The 16,813-nt window shown below is 44.6% G+C and carries 9 protein-coding genes, 1 tRNA gene, 1 rRNA gene and 1 riboswitch; of the genes, 5 read left to right on the forward strand and 6 right to left on the reverse strand.

The window, feature by feature from the left end; genetic code table 11:
- Positions 1 to 101 (forward strand): 5S ribosomal RNA (gene rrf / locus CAG69_RS06430); the annotation flags it as partial.
- Positions 102 to 147: 46 nt separating this feature from the next.
- Positions 148 to 224: transfer RNA gene (locus CAG69_RS06435), tRNA-Asp, on the forward strand.
- Between the two features lie 766 nt (positions 225 to 990).
- Here CAG69_RS06435 and CAG69_RS06440 read toward each other — a convergent pair.
- Positions 991 to 2,322, reverse strand: coding sequence for a cation:proton antiporter (locus CAG69_RS06440; protein ID WP_161443264.1), 1,332 nt, complete (start codon positions 2,320 to 2,322; stop codon positions 991 to 993).
- A 191-nt stretch (positions 2,323 to 2,513) separates the two neighbouring features.
- Here CAG69_RS06440 and metH point away from each other — a divergent pair, with 191 nt between their 5' ends.
- Positions 2,514 to 6,194, forward strand: coding sequence for a methionine synthase (gene metH / locus CAG69_RS06445; protein WP_161443266.1), 3,681 nt, complete (start codon positions 2,514 to 2,516; stop codon positions 6,192 to 6,194).
- Between the two features lie 86 nt (positions 6,195 to 6,280).
- Here metH and lysC read toward each other — a convergent pair whose 3' ends face one another.
- Positions 6,281 to 7,633, reverse strand: a complete 1,353-nt coding sequence (lysC, locus tag CAG69_RS06450; protein ID WP_161443268.1) for a lysine-sensitive aspartokinase 3 — start codon at positions 7,631 to 7,633, stop codon at positions 6,281 to 6,283.
- A gap of 101 nt (positions 7,634 to 7,734) precedes the next feature.
- Positions 7,735 to 7,913, reverse strand: a riboswitch (Lysine riboswitch).
- A gap of 219 nt (positions 7,914 to 8,132) precedes the next feature.
- Between lysC and CAG69_RS06455 the strand changes: the two genes are divergently transcribed.
- Positions 8,133 to 9,254: a pyridoxal-phosphate-dependent aminotransferase family protein gene (locus CAG69_RS06455; RefSeq protein WP_161443270.1), complete on the forward strand. Its 1,122-nt coding sequence runs from the start codon at positions 8,133 to 8,135 to the stop codon at positions 9,252 to 9,254.
- Positions 9,255 to 9,313: 59 nt separating this feature from the next.
- Here CAG69_RS06455 and CAG69_RS06460 read toward each other — a convergent pair whose 3' ends face one another.
- The 4 genes from CAG69_RS06460 to CAG69_RS06475 all read right to left on the reverse strand — a co-directional run bounded on the left by CAG69_RS06460 (position 9,314) and on the right by CAG69_RS06475 (position 15,810).
- Positions 9,314 to 11,095 carry a PglL family O-oligosaccharyltransferase gene (locus tag CAG69_RS06460; protein ID WP_161443272.1) on the reverse strand — a complete coding sequence of 594 codons (1,782 nt, stop codon included), beginning with the start codon at positions 11,093 to 11,095 and terminating at the stop codon, positions 9,314 to 9,316.
- Between the two features lie 67 nt (positions 11,096 to 11,162).
- The gene (gene uvrA, locus CAG69_RS06465) at positions 11,163 to 13,985 is read right to left on the reverse strand and encodes an excinuclease ABC subunit UvrA (protein ID WP_161443273.1); all 2,823 of its coding nucleotides are present in this window, start codon (positions 13,983 to 13,985) and stop codon (positions 11,163 to 11,165) included.
- Positions 13,986 to 14,134: 149 nt separating this feature from the next.
- The gene (gene galU, locus CAG69_RS06470; protein WP_005397418.1) at positions 14,135 to 15,007 is read right to left on the reverse strand and encodes a UTP--glucose-1-phosphate uridylyltransferase GalU; all 873 of its coding nucleotides are present in this window, start codon (positions 15,005 to 15,007) and stop codon (positions 14,135 to 14,137) included.
- A 158-nt stretch (positions 15,008 to 15,165) separates the two neighbouring features.
- On the reverse strand, positions 15,166 to 15,810 hold the full coding sequence (locus tag CAG69_RS06475; protein ID WP_065645062.1) for a LuxR C-terminal-related transcriptional regulator: 645 nt from the start codon (positions 15,808 to 15,810) through the stop codon (positions 15,166 to 15,168).
- 277 nt (positions 15,811 to 16,087) lie between these two features.
- Here CAG69_RS06475 and CAG69_RS06480 point away from each other — a divergent pair, with 277 nt between their 5' ends.
- Positions 16,088 to 16,624, forward strand: coding sequence for a single-stranded DNA-binding protein (locus CAG69_RS06480; RefSeq protein WP_012841367.1), 537 nt, complete (start codon positions 16,088 to 16,090; stop codon positions 16,622 to 16,624).
- Positions 16,625 to 16,813 lie beyond the last annotated feature (189 nt).

Below are 16,813 nucleotides of genomic sequence, written 5' to 3' on the forward strand. Positions count from 1 at the left end.
TTTTGGACCCACCTGATTTCCATGCCGAACTCAGAAGTGAAACGAAATAGCGCCGATGGTAGTGTGGGGCTTCCCCATGTGAGAGTAGGACATCGCCAGGCTTTAAATTTTGGATACTTGCTGATTACAAGCGAGTGATACCACTGCGGAGTGGTAGTTCAGTTGGTTAGAATACCGGCCTGTCACGCCGGGGGTCGCGGGTTCGAGTCCCGTCCACTCCGCCACTTATATTAAGCCCCAGTCGAAAGACTGGGGCTTTTTTCGTTTTGTTTACCCGACTTACCTTAACCCTATTTCCATATTGAAACCTTGCATCGAGAGGCAGACTTCCCTCTTCGCTATGCTTTCTAAGCCCTGTTATGAGTGAAGTGGAACGCAGTTTTGTGTGGTTTCTGCAGTCTCGAGCGCTAGTTTTGAGCCTCTTCATTCACCAAAGCTTCTTTTATTCGATATTAGAAAATCTAGTTATGTGACAGAGTTTAATTGTTTGAGGTGTCACTTGTTCCAATTTTGAAAACAGGACGACTTTGAATACAAGTTTAGTCTCACTGAGATCAAGAGGGAGTGGGGCTAAATTTCTGTTAAGGCTTTGATCTACCTGGATGATAGCTCAGTTTTATCTTGGTGAGGTTACTAACCTGTTTGGGTTCTGAACGCAATCACCCTAACTGTCTCTTTCTCATAAAAATACAAACTCGCTCATTGCTAAGTATTGTGGAAGTTTAGCTTTGATGTTTGCGAGGAGCCTATATTGCCAAGGGAAGAGAAGTGATACAGATGAAAATGGGTAAATTAAAAGACTCGTATATGAATACTATCTATCGGTAATAGTAATAGTTAGTATCTATGAAACAGTAGCGTGACGATTATTCGAATATTTAACTGTATATCAAAGAGTAACAAGCGTTCTATTCTTGAAGGGGAGTCCGAAGATTAGATATGAAAAAAGCAGCTAGATAGCTGCTTTTTTATCTATTAAGTTACGTGTCTTTAAGAGTCCACGTGCTCCGTATGCTCCGGAGTGGTTATTGCTTGGTTGTTCTCTTCCATTTTCTTCTCTTCATCTTTTGCTTTTTCAATCATTGGGGTGATTGTTGAGCCTTGAATTAGGATAGAGAAAACAACGACGGAGTAGGTCATTACAAGAATAATCTCTTTTACATCGATTAACTTATCTTGAATCACCCAAATACCTGATGGAATAGAAAGTGCCATCGCTAGTGCCAGGCCTCCGCGTAAACCGCCCCACGTCAAAATACGCACTGACCATGGATTATATTTTCTGTAACGTTTAAAGCCTATGTAAGAAAGAAATACACTTAGATAGCGAGCTGCTAGTACAAGAGGGACTGAAATAGCCATCATGATCCAGTCTTCTTTGTGGAATTCAAATAGCAGCATCGACATACCGATCAGTAGGAATAACACGCCATTCAAGAATTCATCAACAAGCTCCCAAAAATGGTCAAGGTGATCTTCACTCTCTTTTGAAAAGCCAATAAAGCGTGTCCAGTTGCCAATCATAATACCGGATACAACCATCGCTAATGGGCCTGACACATGGATGTATTCAGCAAATGCGTAACCTGCCGTAGGGACACCAATGGTAAGTAATAACTCCATTGAGTGATCATCGGTAGCACTGATTAAGTAGTGGAATAGCAAACCGAGTACGAAACCATAAGTAATACCACCGATAGCTTCTTGGATGAAGAGCAAGGTGACACTACCTACAGTTGGTGCCTCAGTACCAAATGCAATCGTGAATAGAGTGACAAAGATAACCAAACCGAAGCCGTCATTGAAGAGCGACTCTCCTTCAATCTGGGTGGAGATACGTTTGGGAGCATCGAGCTTTTTAACTATAGCCAATACAGCGATTGGGTCAGTTGGCGATATTAGAGCACCAAATAGTAAGCAGTAGACCAAATCAAATTGGATGCCAATTAACTGACAGAATCCGTAGAGCGCAAACCCGATAAAGAAAGTGGAAAATAGGGTGGCTCCGAGAGCCAAAACGGTAATTTCCCATTTTTGATCTTTAAGGTTCGGGAGTTTGATGCCTAATCCACCCGCAAATAGTAAGAAGCCAAGAATGCCCTTGAGCAAGAAATCTTCAAAGTTGATCCTTGTGACCGTTTCTGTCGCAATTTCGGTGAGGTGGAACCAGTTGTTTTGGCCCGCAATTAAGATTAGAAGTGAAAGCACCATTGAACCTGCGGTAATCGCAATGGTGGTTTGCATCTTTCCTATCTTGCTGTTTACAAAAGCAATTAGCATCGCAGCTGCGGATAGAAAACATAAAGTATGATAGACCGACATAGAGCTCTCTATTTGTAACATTTTATGAATGGGATTCTCGACTGATGCTGCTTAAATAGCAAACATTTTTTCGCGATTATTTTGTAAGTTAAGAAGGAGATAAAATAATCATTAATTCCACGTTTAGACGTCTAGACTCCTGAAGTTTGTGTGATAGGATGGAAAGATAACTAAAGGAATGAGGCTGTACTGTGGGAAGTAACGTAAGACAACAGATTGAAGCTCAATTGAAGCAACGTATTCTTTTGATTGATGGTGGTATGGGAACCATGATTCAAGGGTACAAACTTGAAGAGCAAGACTATCGAGGAACGCGCTTTGCGGATTGGCATTGTGATCTAAAAGGTAACAACGACCTGTTGGTTCTAAGTCAGCCTCAACTTATCAAGGAAATTCACGCTGCATATTTAGAAGCGGGTGCAGATATTCTTGAGACCAACACTTTTAACGCAACAACCATTGCGATGGCTGACTACGAGATGGAAAGCCTAAGTGAAGAAATTAACTTTGCAGCTGCCAAGCTTGCACGTGAAGTTGCAGACGAATGGACCGCAAAAACACCCGATAAACCACGTTATGTCGCAGGGGTTTTAGGGCCGACAAACCGAACTTGTTCTATTTCTCCTGATGTAAATGACCCCGGATATCGAAATGTTTCTTTCGACGAGTTAGTTGAGGCTTACTCTGAATCGACTCGTGCTCTAATTAAAGGTGGTTCTGACCTTATTCTTATCGAGACCATTTTCGATACGCTTAACGCTAAGGCTTGTTCATTTGCTGTTGAAAGTGTGTTTGAAGAGATGGGTATTGAGTTACCTGTGATGATCTCGGGGACTATTACTGATGCTTCCGGTCGGACATTATCCGGTCAAACCACAGAAGCGTTTTACCACTCATTACGTCATGTTAAACCGATTTCGTTTGGTTTGAACTGTGCACTTGGTCCAGATGAGCTGCGTCCTTATGTTGAAGAGCTCTCTCGTATATCAGAATCTTTTGTTTCCGCTCACCCAAATGCTGGGCTTCCGAATGCATTCGGCGAATACGATTTGTCGTCAGAAGATATGGCTAAGCATGTTAAAGAGTGGGCTCAAAGTGGCTTTTTAAACTTGATTGGTGGGTGTTGTGGTACAACTCCTGAGCACATTCGCCAAATGGCACTCGCGGTTGAAAATATCGCCCCTCGTCAATTACCTGATCTTCCCGTCGCTTGTCGCTTGTCTGGCCTAGAGCCACTCGCTATTGATAAAGACTCTTTATTTATCAATGTCGGTGAGCGTACTAATGTAACCGGTTCTGCGCGTTTTAAGCGCTTGATTAAAGAAGAGCTGTACGATGAAGCGCTCGATGTGGCTCGTCAACAAGTTGAAAATGGCGCTCAAATTATCGATATCAACATGGACGAAGGCATGTTGGATGCACAAGCTTGTATGGTTCGATTTTTAAATCTTTGTGCGTCAGAACCTGAAATCTCAAAAGTACCAATCATGGTCGACTCTTCAAAGTGGGAGGTTATTGAAGCCGGTCTTAAGTGCATCCAAGGCAAAGGCATTGTTAACTCGATCTCTCTCAAAGAAGGTAAAGAGAAATTCGTTGAACAAGCTAAGTTGATCCGCCGTTACGGTGCGGCTGTGATTGTGATGGCGTTTGATGAGATAGGGCAAGCAGATACACGTGAGCGCAAAGTGGAAATTTGTACCAACGCTTACCGAATTCTCGTTGATGAAGTGGGCTTTCCACCAGAAGACATCATCTTTGACCCCAACATTTTTGCCATTGCTACGGGTATCGATGAGCATAATAACTACGCGGTGGATTTCATTGAAGCCGTTGGCGATATCAAACGTGATTTACCGCACGCGATGATCTCGGGTGGGGTTTCTAACGTCTCATTCTCTTTCCGTGGCAATAACTATGTACGTGAAGCGATTCACGCGGTGTTCCTCTATCACTGTTTTAAAAATGGTATGGATATGGGGATTGTGAATGCGGGTCAGTTAGAAATCTACGATAACGTGCCTGAAAAATTGCGTGAGGCTGTGGAAGATGTCGTTCTTAATCGTCGTGATGACGCCACTGAGAGATTGTTAGATATCGCGGCGGAATATGCAGGCAAAGGGGTAGGTAAAGAGGAGGATGCCTCTGCACTTGAGTGGAGAACTTGGCCTGTTGAAAAGCGCTTAGAGCACGCGTTAGTGAAAGGAATAACTGAGTTCATCGTTGATGATACCGAAGAGGCTCGTGTCAACGCTTCAAAGCCATTAGAGGTGATTGAAGGTCCACTAATGGATGGGATGAACGTCGTCGGAGACTTGTTTGGTGAAGGTAAAATGTTCCTTCCTCAGGTCGTAAAATCTGCCCGAGTGATGAAGCAAGCGGTAGCGCATCTCGAGCCCTACATCAATGCAGAAAAGCAGGTGGGACAAACAAACGGTAAGATTTTGCTAGCGACGGTCAAAGGTGATGTACATGATATCGGGAAAAATATCGTAGGCGTTGTATTGCAGTGCAATAACTACGAAATTATCGATCTTGGTGTCATGGTTCCTTGCGAAAAGATCTTAAAAGTAGCGCAAGAAGAGAACGTCGATATTATTGGTTTGTCAGGGTTGATCACACCTTCATTAGACGAAATGGTGCATGTTGCAAAAGAGATGGAGCGTCTCGACTTTAACTTACCTCTTCTCATCGGTGGCGCAACAACGTCAAAAGCCCATACAGCAGTTAAGATTGAGCAAAATTACAAGCATCCAGTTGTTTACGTGAATAACGCCTCACGTGCGGTGGGCGTATGTACTTCTCTTCTGTCAGATGAACGTCGCCCTGAATTTGTTGAAAAACTTGAAGCTGATTACGAACGAGTACGTGATCAACATAATCGAAAGAAACCGAGAACCAAACCAGTGACATTAGAAGCGGCTCGAGCGAATAAAGTTGCGATCGATTGGGAAGCTTACACTCCTCCAGTGCCTGTTAAGCCTGGTATTCATATCTTCGATGATTTTGATGTGGCTATATTACGTCAATACATCGATTGGACACCATTCTTTATGACTTGGTCACTTGTGGGTAAGTATCCAACAATTTTCCAACATGAAGAAGTTGGTGAAGAAGCAAAACGTTTATTCGAAGATGCCAACGAGTTACTTGATCGAGTTGAGCGAGAAGGCCTGTTAAAAGCGCGTGGAATGTGTGGCTTATTCCCTGCTGCGAGCGTGGGGGACGACATTGAAGTTTATGCTGATGAAACTCGTACCGACGTTGTGAAAGTACTGCGTAACTTGCGTCAACAGACCGAGAAACCAAAAGGATTCAACTATTGTTTATCTGACTACATCGCACCTAAAGAGTCGGGTAAACATGATTGGATAGGGGCATTTGCTGTCACTGGTGGTATTGGTGAACGAGAGCTTGCTGATGAATACAAAGCACAGGGAGATGATTACAACGCAATTATGATTCAAGCGGTGGCGGATCGCCTAGCCGAAGCGTTTGCTGAGTATTTGCATGAGCGTGTCCGTAAAGAAATTTGGGGTTATGCTGCGGATGAAGATTTATCTAACAATGATCTCATTCGTGAAAAATACCAAGGTATTCGCCCTGCGCCGGGTTATCCAGCGTGCCCTGAGCATACTGAAAAAGGACCGCTGTGGGAGCTACTTAATGTGGAAGAGAATATTGGCATGACTCTAACCTCCAGCTATGCAATGTATCCGGGCGCGTCAGTCTCTGGTTGGTATTTCTCTCATCCTGACTCACGTTACTTTGCGATCGCACAGATCCAAGAAGATCAGCTAGAGAGCTACGCCGATCGCAAAGGGTGGGATAGGATCGAGGCTGAAAAATGGTTAGGGCCAAACATTAACGGTTAAATTGATGTTTACCTCGTTCAAATGTAACAACTATTGAAACAACAAAGGGCTGCAGATACGCAGCCCTTTGTTTTATTAAGTTGAACTTACTTCTCAAACAACTCGGTGTGGAGTTTTTGTATGGCTTGTTTCGATACCGATTCATGGAGCAAGAAGCATAAGTTGTGAGGGCTAGCTCCATAACAAATCATGCGTAGGTTAAAGTCTTCTAGCGTGCCAAAAACCTGTTTCGCGTAGCCTTTACTCTCACTCATGTTGTTACCAATGAGAGCAACGAGGCATAGGTCATGTTCAACTTCTACCTTACATAACTCTTCTAATTCTTCTCGTACAGCTTGCGGCAGCTGTGGTGCTCCGCCAGAGGTATCAGTTTGATCAAGTGTTAACGATACACTGATTTCAGATGTCGTGATCAAATCGACAGAGATCTTATGCTTTGCAAGGATCTCAAAGACCTTTGCTAAGAAGCCGTATGCGTGGAACATGTTGGCGCTGCGTAGCGTTACCATGGTTTGGTTACAACGCAAAGCTAGCGCACGGAACAACGGTGAGCTTTCGACTTGGTGGCGAATCCAAGTTCCCCCTTTTTCTGGCTCTTTCGATGACCCTACAAATACCGGAATGTCGTGGCGCAATGCGGGTACTAGCGTAGAAGGGTGAAGGATTTTAGCGCCAAAGTTAGCCATTTCTGAAGCTTCACTAAAGCTGATCTCGGGAATTGGTGAGGCTTTTGGCGCAATTCGCGGGTCTGTTGTGTAGATGCCCGGAACATCAGTCCAGATTTCTAACCCTGCCGCTTTGACGCTCTCAGCAATTAAGGCGGCGCTGTAATCGCTGCCTCCTCGACCTAGTGTTGTTGTATTACCGGCTTCGTCAGATCCTATGAAGCCTTGAGTAACAACAACGGATTGTTGGCAAAGTGGTACGAGTTTATCTTGCGCAAGCGTCGAAATTGCTTCAATGTTTGGCTCCGCGCGACCAAAGTTGTCATCAGTACGCAGCACATCGCGGATATCAAAGCGCACTGCTTGAATGCCTCGCTCACACATTAACTGAGTTAGAATGTGCGTCGACATGAGTTCACCACATGCGACTAAATGATCGGTTAACTTCGCACTAGCTTGGATAGATGCAGCCTCGGCCAGGCTGGTTACGGTATCTAATATGCCATACACCTCGGCAGCAGTTTTCGTGCTGTCTTCGAGCTGAGTTAAAATGGCGTCATGAATGTTGGCCAGATTTTGCAGCAGTTCAGTACGGTGCGTTTGATTCTGTACACCATTGGCGAGTTCCACCAACAGGTTGGTGACGCCAGAACAAGCGCTGATCACGACCAAGCGAGTATTTGGATTGTTTTCGATAATGGTGGCACAACGACTCATTGCCTCAAAGTTGGCAACACTGGTTCCACCGAATTTAGCTACGTTAAATGCGCTCACTGCGTTCTCCCACGACTTCCTAAAAAATTGTACATCCAATGTTTAGTGAGAAAAGGAACAGAGCAAAAAGAGAGGTATTTAGAATGCTATTTGAAAAATTTACCCTCAGAAGCCCTTCATCAGACTGCGCTGATGACAGTTGATGGGATTCAGCCCAATTCAACCGACAAGTCAAATCCTGCAACTTTGACTTACCTCGGCACTACTCCCCCTCAATGATTGGTGTTGGAATTGCGGTTCCACAAATCATCTACCTGGGTAGCGCTCCTCTTCTACATAAAGCTCAAACATTGAACGGTTTTGAGGCCTTAATGTCAATCAATATTTCAACCTTTATGGTGTTTTTATTAACGATTTTGTGACACTGGTTTGACCTCCATACTTACGGCTAATTGCTGATAGAGGAAAAATCTATTAGGGTGAAGAACCCTACACCTGAGCCATGTTATTGAATAGAACTTTTAGAATGCTCAGGATAAAAGATAATCAAGGAGCTGACATGTCGATCCAAAGCTTTATTCCGCCTCACCGTATTTTAATGGGACCTGGTCCTTCTGATATTTATCCTCAAGTGTTACAAGCGCTAAGCCGTCCTACCGTAGGTCACCTTGATCCTCTGTTTATCGGTATGATGGATGAGCTCAAGCAGCTATTGAAGTATGCCTTTCAAACTGACAATGAGTTCACTATTGCGGTTTCAGCGCCAGGTAGTGCAGGGATGGAAACCTGCTTTGTAAACTTAATCGAGGAAGGCGATAAAGTGATCGTCTGCCGTAACGGTGTATTTGGTGAACGCATGCGCGAAAATGTCGTCCGTGCTGGTGGTGAAGTTGTTATCGTCGATGATGAATGGGGGACGCCTGTTTCCATTGATAAAGTCGAGCAAGCACTCGAACAGCACCCAGATACAAAAATTCTTGCTTTTGTGCATGCGGAAACCTCAACTGGTGCAGTCAGTGATGCTCAAGCATTGGGTAAGCTGGCGAAACAGCATAATGCATTATCTATTGTTGATGCGGTGACGTCACTTGGTGGTGTGCCGTTAAAAGTGGATGAATGGCAACTGGATGCGGTTTACTCTGGCAGTCAAAAATGTTTGTCATGTGTACCAGGGCTCTCACCAGTGACGTTTTCTCCTGCCGCGATTGAAAAGATTCAAGCAAGAACAACACCAGTACAGAGTTGGTTCCTCGATCAGAGTTTAGTATTGGGGTATTGGAGTGGAGAAGGTAAGCGTAGTTACCATCATACGGCGCCAGTTAATAGCTTGTATGCGCTTCATGAAGCTTTATTGATACTGAAAAATGAAGGATTAGAAAGCGCTTGGGCTCGTCATCAACTGATGCATGAAAAACTCAAAAATGGCCTACAAAAGCTAGGTTTTGAATTTGTTGTGGACGAAGCCCATCGTTTGCCGCAATTAAACGCGATTTACGTGCCTGAAGGAATTGATGAAGCAAAAGTTCGTGCTCACTTGCTAGAAACCTATAACCTAGAAATTGGTGCAGGCCTCGGGGCATTAGCTGGTAAAACGTGGCGTATTGGCTTAATGGGTTACGGCGCTCGACCTGAAAACGTTGCACTGTGCTTAAAAGCGTTAGAAGAGTCACTCACTGAATAAAGCTATACCGCAATGAGATAAAGAAAAGCGAAGGTCATCCCTTCGCTTTTTTGTACTTATTACTCTGCACCTGAAGTGGGTGCTGGTGAGGCAGAGATTGCTTGAGAAGGTGGTCGGTAATTGACGTCACTGAAATCAATCTTAGGGAACAAAAACTGCGCTTCAGCTCTGATTTGCTCCGCTTTACTTGAGTCATCTAAGCCTTGGTAGGCCAAAATCAAATTATTATAAAATGCAGGGCGAGGCTTATCTTTGATGATTTTTAGCGACCAATCGATATAAGGCTGAATCAAGGTTGCGTCTTGTTGGTACAGCCCAATGTTTAAAAACGTGCTATAGACATCCCAATCAAACCTGTCTTTCCAAACTACAGGGTTACTGACTTGATTCAGAATATCAGGGTTAGTTGGCCTAGTGGTCTCAAACTTCGTCAATACATAGTTCGTATGCAATGCGCTTACCATGTAAAACGTAAACGTAACGGGAAGTACCAAACTAAAGACTCGCAGCAAGCTTTTGGTCACATTACTAAAGCCGACTTGTCGATAACGAGAGACGCGCTGATCGACCCAGTACAGCAGGATAACGAAGATCAACCAATGTACGAGAGAGTGGTAGAAAGGGTATTCCAGTTGTGAGTGCAATACGATAGGTATAAACAAGGCCAGCAACGCAAGACGAGTTCCGCGTTTGGCTTGATAGATTCGATACAGTACCAGTGCCATCGCTAAGAAGATGCCGAGTATTGGCAGCAAACCACCTTCTACTCCCCAGTAAAGTAGCTCGTTATGCGGATGATCCATGGCTGGCAAACCAGCTGGGTAATTCTCATTTAGGGCATGTTGACGAGCCGTATACAGCATGTACTCAGATTCAAACTTGCCATATCCATAGCCAGTAAAAGGCTTTTCAATCACCATGTCTAATGTTTGCGGAAAAGTATACGCTCGAGGAGACTCCATGTTTACTTTTTCTGCGGCTAACCCACCTCCATCAGGAAAGGCAAGATGCATGACAACCACTGAGAGTAAGAGCCCAGTGACAAGCGACGTAACCCAGCGGATAAAGCGCCCTTTGGTTGCAAAGCGATACATGTATGGGATGACCAACAAAACGGCGATGATCGATGCTAACCAACCAGTGCGTGAAGCCAACGCCACAATTAGTGGTAAGGTTAAAACTGGCACGGCATAGAGAAGGTAAACATCGCTTAACTTACGGTCGTATTTGTAGGGCTGACGTGCAAGTAAATAGCTAGCAATCACCAACCCTGTCGCAAGAAAGCTGGCCATTACATTGGGCTGTTGGAAAATACCATAAGGACGATTGGCCACCGTGTCGTAACCAAACGGATTGCCTGGTTTGAGATACAGATATTGTGTCAGACCAAAAATGGCTTCGATAACAACCGCAAGGACAATGAACCATAATAGGCGTTGGCGATGTTTATTACTGAAATGAAATTGTTGTAAGACAATAAAGAACAGGACACCACACCACAGGCCAATGAGCTTATTGGCTGCCAAACTGCTATTCGCATTTGGGTACAGAATGGGCACTGTCATGATAAGAGCACTAATGAACAAGCCGATGGTTAATTTTGAGTAACGTAGCGCTCGATTATTCGCGAGTTGGTAGCACCCAATGCCTAATGCAAAGCTAAAAGCAATCCAAGTTGTCGCATTGAAGGAAAGTGAAAGCCCTGAACCGCCGGGGTTGGGCATGAAAAAGTGCATTGCCAACACAAATAGTGTTGCCAAGGCAATGAGAAACTTGCGGTTGAGGGGAACCTGTACTTTTTCGGGAGAAAGCTTTGTTCCACTTACATGTATAGTAGCCATAGTTATTGCGTTGTTTTGAATGAAAAAAGACCAGCACTTGCTGGTCTCGGTACTTTACCTGTTTTTTCTACTTCAACATAGGCTTAAGGAAGTGAGCTGTGTGCGAGCCCTCGATTTGCGACACATCTTCCGGTGTGCCTTGAGCGATTATCTCGCCTCCACCCTGTCCCCCTTCAGGTCCTAGATCGATAATCCAGTCCGCAGTCTTAATGACATCTAGGTTATGCTCGATCACCACGACAGTATTTCCGTGGTCGCGAAGTCTGTGCAATACAGTGAGCAACTGCTGGATATCATGGAAGTGCAGGCCGGTTGTTGGTTCATCCAAAATGTACAAGGTTTTTCCTGTATCACGCTTGGATAGCTCTCGCGCCAATTTCACACGCTGTGCTTCACCACCGGAGAGTGTCGTTGCCGCTTGACCTAGGCGAATGTAAGACAAGCCAACATCCATTAGAGTCTGTAGCTTACGTGCTATAGCAGGTACGGGTTCAAAGAACGTTCGGGCGTCTTCGACCGTCATTTCTAGCACTTCATCAATGGTTTTGCCTTTGTAACGTACTTCAAGTGTTTCACGGTTGTAGCGCTTACCTTTACATACATCACATGGCACATAAACGTCTGGTAGGAAATGCATTTCAACTTTAATGACACCATCACCCTGACAGGCCTCACAACGACCACCGCGTACGTTAAAGCTAAAACGGCCCGGCTTGTAACCGCGAGAACGCGACTCTTGTGTGCCTGCAAACAGCTCACGGATTGGGGTAAAGATCCCCGTATAAGTAGCAGGGTTGGAGCGAGGTGTACGACCAATTGGGCTTTGATCGATATCGATAACTTTATCGAAGTGCTCTAAACCTCTAATCGACTTATAAGGTGAAGGCTGAGCCGTTGTTGCTCCGTTGAGTTGGGTGTGGGCAATTTTAAAGAAAGTATCATTAATCAGCGTTGATTTACCTGAACCAGATACCCCTGTAATACAGCTGAATAACCCAACAGGAATTGAAAGATTAACGTTCTTAAGGTTATTACCTGTTGCGCCTAAGAGCTCAACTGTTTTTTTCGGATCACGCGGCGTGCGATCTTTCGGTACTGCGATTTCTTTAACGCCACTTAAGTACTGACCTGTCAGAGAATTCGGATTTGCGATTATCTCTTCCATGGTGCCTTCCGCGACAACATTACCGCCGTGTACGCCAGCGCCAGGACCGATATCTATGACATGATCCGCACAGCGAATAGCATCTTCATCGTGTTCTACCACGAGTACGGTATTCCCCAAATCGCGCAAATGAGTAAGCGTTTTTAATAAGCGTTCATTATCTCGCTGGTGGAGACCAATCGACGGTTCGTCCAGAACATACATCACACCAACAAGACCCGCACCAATTTGGCTGGCTAAGCGAATACGTTGAGCTTCACCGCCTGATAAGGTTTCTGCACTGCGTGATAAGTTTAGGTAGTTCAAACCGACGTTAACTAAGAATTGCAGGCGGTCGTTGATTTCCTTCATCACTTTTTCAGCGATTTGGGCGCGTTGACCTTCCAGTTTCAAGGAATGGAAGAATTCCAATGCATCAGCAATGCTGAGTTCAACAATCTCAGGCAGTGTCGTATCAGCAATAAACACGTTACGTGCTTCAAGGCGCAGACGAGTACCACCACAGCTTGAACAAGATTTAGTGGAGATGTATTTCGCAAGCTCTTCACGGACAGAGTTGGATTCTGTATCACGATAGCGACGTTCTAGTGTATTCAGAATACCTTCGAATGGATGGCGCTTAACGCGAATATCGCCACGATCGTTGATGTATTTAAACTCAATCTCAGTACGACCTGAGCCCTTTAGAATGACATCTTGCGTTTTCTTTGGCAGAGAATTAAAAGGGGCATGGAGATCAAAACCATAATGATCAGCCAATGACGTGAGCATTTGGAAGTAGTAATAGTTCTTTTGATCCCAACCGCGAATCGCACCTTGTGCCAAGCTTAATGAATCATCTTGAATTACTCGGCTTGGATCGAAGTATTGCTGCACACCCAAACCATCACAAGTGCCACATGCACCAGCAGGGTTGTTGAATGAGAAAAGTCTCGGCTCCAACTCTTGCATGCTGTAACCACATTGTGGACAAGCGAAGTTGGCGGAGAAAATAATCTCTTCACCGTCTCCATCCATTGGCGCGACAACCGCAATTCCGCCTGATAACTCGAGCGTGGTCTCGAAAGATTCCGCTAAGCGCTGTTGCAGATCGGGACGAACTTTAAAGCGGTCGACCACGACTTCAATGGTGTGCTTTTTATGTAGCTCTAGCGTTGGAGGATCAGATAGATCGCATGTCTCTCCATCAATACGCGCACGAATAAAGCCCTGAGCTGCCAGGTTCTCAAGCGTTTTAACATGCTCACCTTTACGCTCTTTGACAATAGGGGCCAACAGCATCATTTTGCTGCCTTCTGGCATCTCTAGAACTTTGTCCACCATTTGACTGATGGTTTGTGCGGCAAGAGGGGCATGGTGCGTTGGACAGCGTGGTTCGCCTACACGAGCATACAACAGACGTAAGTAGTCGTAGACTTCGGTAATTGTACCTACGGTTGAACGCGGGTTATGAGAAGTAGACTTCTGTTCAATAGAAATCGCGGGTGATAACCCTTCAATATGGTCGACATCGGGTTTTTCCATCAGAGACAAAAACTGACGAGCGTAGGCAGAGAGAGACTCTACGTAGCGTCGTTGGCCTTCTGCATACAATGTATCGAAAGCGAGAGAGGATTTACCGGAGCCACTTAGTCCAGTAATGACAATCAGTTTATCGCGAGGGATTGTAAGATTAATGTCTTTGAGGTTATGGGTTCGGGCACCGCGAACTTCTATTTTATCCATCGTTTTTGCTCTATGTATAACCAAGTGGGGCAAGTATTACATAGTGTGAGAAATGTGCAAAGAAAATTACTGGATAAAAAAACAGTAAAAATAAAAGCCCAACATAATGCTGGGCTTTAGAAACAATAATTTCGTACTACGACGATGCTTTATACCGCTTTTTGTGTTGCGTGTTTACCTAACTCTGAAGCTTTTTCATCTTTTAGATAAAGGTTTTCAAAACAGTAGTTGGTTGCTTCGATGTAACCTTCAACACTACCACAGTCAAAGCGTTTGCCTTTGAATTTGTAAGCCAAGACACAGCCCGCTTTTGCTTGTTTAAGTAGCGCGTCAGTGATTTGAATTTCACCACCTTTACCTGGCTCTGTATTTTCAATCAGTTCGAAAATATCAGGGGTCAGAATGTAGCGACCAATGATCGCAAGGTTGCTTGGTGCCGTGCCTTTCTCAGGTTTTTCTACCATGTCGTCTACGCGGTAGATGTCATCTTTGATCATTTCACCAGAGATAACGCCGTATTTGTGAGTCTCATCTTCTGGGACTTCTTGTACGGCAACGATAGAACAACGGAACTGTTTAAATAGCGCCACCATTTGAGCTAGCACGCCTTCTTCTTCGTTGACACAAAGGTCATCAGCAAGAACGACGGCAAATGGTTCGTCACCCACCAGTTCACGCCCGGTCAGAATCGCATGGCCTAAGCCTTTCATCTCGCGTTGACGGATGTAAGTGAAGTTTGCAGATTCAATGATTTCACGGATATCTACCAATAGCTCTTCTTTATTGGTACCGCTAATCTGGTGTTCCAGTTCGTAGTTCTTATCGAAGTGGTCCATGATAGAGTGTTTGCCACGACCCGTCACAATACACATGCCGTTCATACCAGCTTGAATTGCTTCTTCAACGCCGTATTCAATAAGCGGTTTATTCACGACTGGCATCATCTCTTTTGGCATAGATTTCGTTGCCGGTAAGAAGCGAGTGCCATAGCCTGCAGCAGGGAACAGACATTTTTTAATCATTGGGGGAATATCCTATCTCGTTATTATCAAGAATCTGCGCATAACTTTAACACGAGAGGCGTCAATGAATCATGAATAAAGTAGGAAAAAGTGTGAGACTCAGTGCGGAAAAAAGATGAGCGACTCGTCATTTCAGTCATTAGAGTCGCGGCATCGCATCATGACATTAAGTTTTGATCTGCCCAAGCGATTGCTTGAACGCGATTCTTCACTGATAGCTTTTTGAATATCTGATACAAGTGCGATTTGATGGTGAATTCACTGACAAATAATTCCTCGGCCATTTGGCTGTTCGATGCGCCAGCTTGCAAGCAACGCAGTACTTGCAGCTCGCGAATGGTTAGGTCTACCGTGGCTGGGGCAGTATGAGTGTTAATGACGTTACGGTAATAGTGTAAAAGTTGACTGGTTACATTACGCGGCAGCCAGTTTTGACCGTTAACAATGCCCTTTAACCCTTCTCCAATTTGCTCTAGCGTATCTTCGGAATAGAACAGCCCCTTTAATTGACCAAATGAAAGAAGCTCATCCGTGGTCAGCCTTTTAGGGACATTGAACACAACGGTTTCAAAGTTCTTCCATACCAGCGGTAAGTTTTTGATCGATTGAACGAGTGATTTATGTTCACTGAAGTCGATCAGTAGGATTTTATTACGATGCTGTGGCTTAGCTTCCATGAGTGCTTCGGTCGAAATCACCGGGATACTCATATCAATGTACTTTTCGAGTGCCGCCACCTTTTTTTCCGCATTATCTTCCATACTGATCAGAAATAGCTTTCTTGCGTAAGCCGACTTTCTCACGTGTTCACATCTCCCAGCGTTCAATAAAGGCCATAAGTTGGCATTAAAGAGAGGTTATAACCATAGCTTTACTGAATAAATGCGTTCGAATTCAAAGCTTCACGAAACGATGTCTGCAAAGCGAATCAAAAATGCTACATGCGTAAGTTGAAATGCGATTTGGGTTCTAGTAGGTGACTCATTAGATCACAATGGTATTAGACTTTAATCAAAACATTAAAGCGTGCTATTCTAATGCGCTAAAATTTTATATATCCAGAGTGAAACGGAGCACATCATGGCCAGCCGTGGAATTAACAAAGTTATTTTGGTGGGGAATCTAGGTAACGACCCTGAAATTCGTTACATGCCGAACGGCGGTGCAGTAGCAAACATTACTATTGCGACTTCTGATTCATGGCGTGATAAAGCGACTGGCGAACAGCGCGAAAAAACGGAATGGCACCGTGTTGTGTTGTTCGGCAAACTTGCGGAAGTAGCAGGTGAGTACTTGCGTAAAGGTTCTCAAGTATACATTGAAGGCCAACTGCAAACTCGTAAATGGCAAGACCAAAGCGGTCAAGATCGCTACTCAACTGAAGTCGTTGTTCAAGGCTTCAACGGCGTGATGCAAATGCTTGGCGGTCGTGGTCAAGGTGGCGGTGCACCAATGGGCGGTCAACAGCAGCAGCAAGGTGGATGGGGTCAGCCTCAACAACCAGCTCAGCAGCAGTACAATGCGCCTCAGCAACAGCAACAACAGCAGGCTCCGCAGCAACCACAGCAGCAGTACAATGAGCCACCAATGGATTTTGACGACGATATCCCGTTCTAAATTCTGCTTATGCTTGAATCGAAAAGGCCGCGAATATCGCGGTCTTTTTTATTGTCACTATCTAATGATCTCAAAGGCTTATCTCAGCAAGGTTAGGCGTAACAATAAAACTTATCAATGAGTGTGATGTTCTTTATGCTCCAGCCTCTCACTATCAGACGAATCCGATTGTTTGATGAACTCTTATCA

Source organism: Vibrio sp. V43_P6S15P86 (assembly GCF_009904725.1).
GTDB lineage: Bacteria > Pseudomonadota > Gammaproteobacteria > Enterobacterales > Vibrionaceae > Vibrio > Vibrio diabolicus.

Excerpts from the sequence above, each read along its gene's own strand:
- CAG69_RS06455 (WP_161443270.1), top strand. The coding sequence starts at position 8,133 with ATGTCGATCCAAAGCTTTATTCCGCCTCACCGTATTTTAATGGGACCT.
- uvrA (WP_161443273.1), bottom strand. The coding sequence starts at position 13,985 with ATGGATAAAATAGAAGTTCGCGGTGCCCGAACCCATAACCTCAAAGAC.
- CAG69_RS06460 (WP_161443272.1), bottom strand. The coding sequence starts at position 11,095 with ATGGCTACTATACATGTAAGTGGAACAAAGCTTTCTCCCGAAAAAGTA.
- CAG69_RS06480 (WP_012841367.1), top strand. The coding sequence starts at position 16,088 with ATGGCCAGCCGTGGAATTAACAAAGTTATTTTGGTGGGGAATCTAGGT.
- galU (WP_005397418.1), bottom strand. The coding sequence starts at position 15,007 with ATGATTAAAAAATGTCTGTTCCCTGCTGCAGGCTATGGCACTCGCTTC.
- CAG69_RS06440 (WP_161443264.1), bottom strand. The coding sequence starts at position 2,322 with ATGTCGGTCTATCATACTTTATGTTTTCTATCCGCAGCTGCGATGCTA.